This window comes from Kocuria sp., assembly GCF_030536815.1.
GTDB classification, from domain to species: Bacteria; Actinomycetota; Actinomycetes; order Actinomycetales; family Micrococcaceae; genus Kocuria; species Kocuria gwangalliensis.
Genome location: NZ_JAUNPE010000036.1, coordinates 14,101 through 19,623, shown reverse-complemented (window position 1 = coordinate 19,623; position 5,523 = coordinate 14,101). Strand labels below are relative to the sequence as shown.

General features: G+C 64.7%; 6 protein-coding genes. 2 read left to right on the top strand and 4 right to left on the bottom strand.

What is annotated here, in order from left to right:
- Positions 1–62: 62 nt before the first annotated feature.
- The gene (locus tag Q4E95_RS05390; RefSeq protein ID WP_303382339.1) at positions 63–701 is read right to left on the bottom strand and encodes a hypothetical protein; all 639 of its coding nucleotides are present in this window, start codon (positions 699–701) and stop codon (positions 63–65) included.
- A 68-nt stretch (positions 702–769) separates the two neighbouring features.
- Positions 770–994, bottom strand: coding sequence for a DUF3263 domain-containing protein (locus Q4E95_RS05385; RefSeq protein ID WP_303382338.1), 225 nt, complete (start codon positions 992–994; stop codon positions 770–772).
- 66 nt (positions 995–1,060) lie between these two features.
- Between Q4E95_RS05385 and Q4E95_RS05380 the strand changes: the two genes are divergently transcribed.
- Both Q4E95_RS05380 and Q4E95_RS05375 read left to right on the top strand, forming a co-directional pair.
- Positions 1,061–1,744: a uracil-DNA glycosylase gene (locus tag Q4E95_RS05380; RefSeq protein ID WP_303382337.1), complete on the top strand. Its 684-nt coding sequence runs from the start codon at positions 1,061–1,063 to the stop codon at positions 1,742–1,744.
- 19 nt (positions 1,745–1,763) lie between these two features.
- Positions 1,764–2,618 carry a siderophore-interacting protein gene (locus Q4E95_RS05375; protein WP_303382336.1) on the top strand — a complete coding sequence of 285 codons (855 nt, stop codon included), beginning with the start codon at positions 1,764–1,766 and terminating at the stop codon, positions 2,616–2,618.
- A 3-nt stretch (positions 2,619–2,621) separates the two neighbouring features.
- Here Q4E95_RS05375 and Q4E95_RS05370 read toward each other — a convergent pair whose 3' ends face one another.
- Both Q4E95_RS05370 and Q4E95_RS05365 read right to left on the bottom strand, forming a co-directional pair.
- Entirely contained in the window at positions 2,622–4,634 is a 2,013-nt protein-coding gene (locus Q4E95_RS05370) for a threonine/serine exporter family protein (protein WP_303382335.1), read from the bottom strand.
- Between the two features lie 85 nt (positions 4,635–4,719).
- The coding region (locus Q4E95_RS05365) for a peptidoglycan bridge formation glycyltransferase FemA/FemB family protein (RefSeq protein WP_303382334.1) at positions 4,720–5,523 on the bottom strand (804 nt) is incomplete at its 5' end.

Below are 5,523 nucleotides of genomic sequence, written 5' to 3'. Positions count from 1 at the left end.
ACATCTTGAGTCAAGAAAACTCAGGTTTCATCCGGGACTGAGGGACCACGGAGTGCTGCCGGTCAGTTACCCGGCGTGGCTACTGCCACCGTTGCGGGTTCCTGTCCCATGCCTGTGCCACCGTCGGCCTGCCCGCCTCGGGCACCCCCCGACTGGGCGTCGGTTCCCGGAACGGTATCCACGGCCGAACCGGATTCTTCCCGTGTGCCCGATTCCTCCGCCGCGCCGTCGCCGGTGTCCGGTAGGGGCACCTGCTCCACTGGCGCTTCAGGGGCGGCCGGAGCCTCGGGAGGTGCCGCGGGTGCCTCGAACGCCGGCGGAGCGGCGGGCACTTCCGGGGCTGCGGGCTGTTCCGAACCGGGCTGGACCCCGTTGTCCGGAGCAACGGGTGCTTCGGGGGCGGCCGGGGTTGCGGGCTGTTCCGGTGACGCCGTGGGGCTCTGTGACGGGGAGGGTTCGGCGGTGCTGGTAGTGATGTTCCCCGAGGGCGCGGGGGAATTTTCCACCGCGTCCTGGGCCGTACGCGGTGCGTTGACGAACGCAACCGCGCCGACGGTGAGCGCCAGAATTCCCGCTCCGACTATGGCGAGGAATCCTTTACGAGAACCGGTGCGCGCCCGAGGGTTATGACCCCGGTGGGCACCTTGACGCGTTCCGTCCTCGGGAACGTCGTCGAATTCGTCACGGGGGTATTCACTCATTGTCCATACTTCCGGTCAGCCACGATTTGCCTCTACTATCCCACGGCCGCGGGCGTTGTCCTACCCCGTCAGCGCTGCCTGGCCCGGCGTAATCGCGAAATGAGCATGGGAGCGAACCGGGCGGCGTCGTCCCGGTCGATCAGCGCATTGAGGCGCTGATAGTAATTGACGGGGCTGAGCCCCAATCGTTGCCGAATGGCCGACTCCTTGGCCCCGCGATATTTCCAGTGTTCGGCTTCGAGCTGCAGGATGGCCTTGTCCAGTGCATCAAGCCCGTTGTCCGGTTCAGCCATGAGAGCCACCATAACCGGTAATCTCATACCCGTTATCCGCACCCGTTATCGATCGGAGACCAGCTCATGTCAGAACCTCGTCCCCTGCACGAGATCATGAGCGATGACTGGGCCCGGGCGCTGCAGCCCGTGGAGTCCACCATTCGTGAGATGGGGGAATTCCTGCGAGCCGAGCATGCTGCCGGGCATCGCACCTTCCCGAGCGGAGACAACATCTTTCGCGCATTTCGCGAACCGATGTCCCGGGTGAAGGTCTTGATCGTGGGGCAGGATCCGTACCCGACCCCGGGACATGCCATGGGGCTCTCGTTCTCGGTGCAACCGCAGGTTCGCCCCATCCCCAGGTCCCTGCAGAACATTTACAAGGAACTGAACACCGATCTGGGGATCACCCCGCCGGAGCACGGCGACCTCTCTTCGTGGTCCGAGCAGGGGGTCATGCTGTTGAACAGGGCCCTGACCGTGCGGGAGGGCGCTCCCGCATCACACCGCGGCAAGGGGTGGGAAACCGTCACGGAATGCGCGATCAAGGCACTGGCCCAACGAGGGACCCCCCTGGTCGCAATCTTGTGGGGTCGCGACGCCCGCGACACCAAGCAGTGGCTGGCAGGGGCACCCACAGTCGAATCTGTGCACCCCTCCCCGCTGTCCGCGGCAAGGGGATTCTTCGGTTCGCGCCCGTTCTCCCAAACCAATGAGCTTCTTGCGAACCAGGGTGCCCAACCCGTCAACTGGACGATCGCCGATTAGGATCACCTAGGCTGGGGAGATGGAGAAGACCACTGCGCGGAAGCCGCGGAAACCACAGCTCAACCTCGAGGTGACCGAGCGCCGGGAGCTGTCCCCGGGCATGGTCCGCGTGGTGTGCCGGATCGCCAATCACGCGGATTACCAGGACATTGTTCCTCCGGAGAAGTACGTCAAACTGGTGTTCTTCTCCGACGCCACGCTGGCCGACATTCCCTCTGGAGAGTTCCCCGATTACTGGAGCCTGCGCGATGCCGCGGCACCTGAGGACCTCCCCGTCACCCGCCATATGACGCTGCGTCGGTACGACGCCGCCGCCGGCACCGTATGGATCGATGTCGCCCTGCACGGCACGGAGGGGCACGCGGGACCGTGGGCCGCGACGGCCAAGCCCGGCGATCGTCTGGTGGCCGTCGGGCCGGGTGGCAAATGGGAACCCGATCCGGATGCCTCCTGGACGCTGCTGGCCGGGGACGAGGCCGCGATCCCCGCAGTGCTCGCCAATGTGGAATCCCTCCCGGACACGGCGGAGGGGTTGGCGATTCTCGAGGTGCAGGATCCCGCGCACCGCCACGATCTCAGCGGAGTCACCGTGCCGGAGGGCGTACGGATCCAATGGGTCTACCGGTCAAGCCACCAGCAGGATGAACGCGCCCTCGTGTTGGCCGTGTCCCGGGCCCCGTGGCCCGAGGACCTGTCCGGCATTCAGGTCTTCGTCCACGGCGAGCGCGAGGCCATGAAGGAGGTCCGCAAGGAGTTGTTCGACCGCCGCAACCTGGATCGATCTCAGGTCTCACTGTCCGGGTACTGGGCCGCCGGCCGTACGGAAGACCTCTTCCAGGCCGAGAAGAAGCTCCCCGTGGGGAAAATTCTCTAGCCCTCAGCGGCGCCGGTTCCGCCGGTGCGAGAAGATCTGCATGCGCTCCAGGAACGGGCGCATCAGGTAGTTTCCGAGCACCACACCCGAGGCCATCATGACAATCGATGCCATGGCGTTGATCAGCCCGGTGAAGCCGGTGCCCGCGGTGTCTGCCTCTACGGTGATCGCGTACATGCCGCGGAAAATGGACAACCCCGGCAGCAGGTAGGTCATCGCGGGGATGGCCAGAATGGTTTGCGGAATCCGTGAACGAGCCGCCAGCAATGCGGCAACGCAGCCCGTGGTCACGGCGCCGAGAGCCGTGTCCAGGCGGGCGCCCAGTCCGTACTCGCCACCCACATGGAACACCAACAGCCCTGCCAGGGCGGCAAGAACCGCGGGGAAGATGTGCCGTGGTTTGGCCTGCATGGTCACGGCCACCAAAGCCGTGGAAATGAGCATGAAAACCGTGTTGGTCACTGCATCCGGTGAGGTGAACGAGGATTGCGACACGTCGATGCGTGGCACGCCCAGGTAGCCGGCCAACGCGATACCCACGGCGATCCCGGCGATGATGCCGAGGAACGCCAATGATGTGGACAGCAAACGCCCCACAGCGGTCACTGGGAAGCCATTGATGGCGTCCTGCATGGTCGAGACCATGCGGGTAGTGGGCAGCAGCATGATGATGCCACCGGCAATGACTCTGGGCGGTGACAGGTCCACGCCCAGGGCGGAAATCCCCATGGCCGCGAGCGTCACAATCAATGCATTTGCGGCCAGGGCGAAGAACTCGGGAATACGCCAGGCACCGAGTTTCGCGGACACCAACTGCACGAGCACCGAGGACACCGCCGCCACCAGGGCACCGGCAGCTCCGCCGCCGATCGCCATGGTGATGGTGGCCGCCGCGACCACGGTTGCCAACCACACGGTCCACTTGGGATATGGCTTGGGTTTGGAATTGATGATTGACAGTTGCCGCTCGGCTTCCTTGAGCGGCATGGTCCCCTCGATGATGCGTGTGACCAGTTGGTGCGAATTGGCCAGACCCGCGTAGTTGTCCGTCCACGAGCGCACCACGCGCATGACCGTGTGACTGTAGGTGTTGGGATCGTCCAGGACGTCCTGGCTGGTCCGGGGACCGCTGATTTGTCCCGTGCCCTCCGTGTTGTGGCCCTCCGCGGTCAGCTTTCCCGTCTCGGTGATCTCGGCGACGTAGTTTATGGTCACCGACTGGTTGGTGATGTCCACCTCAAGATTTTCCACCCCGTAGGTCGCGCACACGGCAATGATCGCGTTCTCCACGTCCAGGGCATCGGCACCGTAGTGGAACATGGTCTCGGCCAGCCGCAGCGCAAAATTCAGGGTGCGTCGAGCCTGCCGGTCGCTGCTGTCCCCGAACCGTCTGAGGTTGTGGAACGGCGTAGCCGTGAGTCGGTCCACCACGCGCATGGGTGCGGTCGGGGCGGCGTCGCCCCAGATGATGGACCGTAACTTCTCCTTGGACGATTGCACCGCCCGCGCGCGGGTCGAGGGATAGGCGCCCCGCAGCACCGTGGTGGTGGCCGGGGCCGGCTCGTGGGGCACACCCGATGTGTCTGGCCGTTCCACGGCTGTGGTTTGTCCGGACCCACGGCGAGAAATCTGCGTGACGGGCCTGGTGGCGGCGGCAGCTTGAGAACGCGGTGTCGCCCCGGCCTTATCGGCCTCGATCTGGCCGGGAGTCAGCACCGGCAGCGCACCGACCTGGGAGGACACCGCCCCGTCCTGAGCGGCAACCGATTGCTGGGGCGAGACCGCTGGCTGCACTCCACTCGCGAGCCGAGCGCGGGTTTGTGCCTGGGCGGCCTGGGTCTCCGTGGGTCTGACCAATGATGCCGGGAATCCATGCATGGTGACCGGGCGGGCCGCACCGGTCAGGGAGGTGTCACCACCGGGTCCGAACGGTTCTCCGTCCTGGAATTCGAGGCCGGCCGCGGCCCCCGACGCCGGGTACCCGTGATGGGAAAGCTCCCGAAGTTGTTCGGTCACGCTCACAGTCGTTGGACCTCCCTGACCCCGCGGGTACTGCTAGTGATGTCTTACGGTGTACGGACGGGTTTCAAGCCATCACGAATCAGTAGAACGGCTGCCCGGTCCTGCGTACCCAGAGCTGGCGCTGTACCTTCTCACCAATGTTGGCCCACATTGCATACTTGGCCTTGTTGAGGGGCTGATCCCACACTCCTACGTAGTCCACGACCGTCTTGGTGAAGCTGGTCTTGAACAAACCCAGACCGTAGTAATGGTGATCCTTGTTCTTGAGCTGATCGCTGGGCGGGGTACCGCAGAAGTCGTACTGTTCGATGTCGCACTCGTCCTTGAGGTCCAGGATGGCCCGCCATTGCACCAAGTGGGAATCGCCGTACTGCTTACGGCGCGGTGTGGAACCGCCGTCCTTGTACGTGCCCTTGGAGCCATACGCGATCACGTACGCTCCCACGGAGGGCTCGTCGTCCTCATACGTGAAGTACAGCCGCCCCTGACCCCGCTCGGCAAAATTGGTCCAGAACGCGCGGTAGTACTCATAGGAACGCAGCGTGACCTTGGCGTGTCCCTGACCCACGGAATCCATGAGCGCGTACATGGCGCGCATGTTCTCCTCGGTGAGCTCCACACGCTCCACCTCACAGCCTTCGCGGGTGGCGCGGCGCACGGCGTTACGTCCACGCGAGTGCAGGGACTTGAGCAGCGCCTTCTCATCCGGGGTGGTGTCAAGTACCGCGGTGGAATCATTGGGCTGGATCTCGAAGGACTTCACGAGACCGCAGCGAGCGAGCAGGCCGCTCGCGTAGTCGGAGGCCAGGATCTCGGGTTCGTACTTGATGGCGAACACGCCCTTGGCGGCACCCGCCACGAACTTCCTGTTGGCCTCGACGAT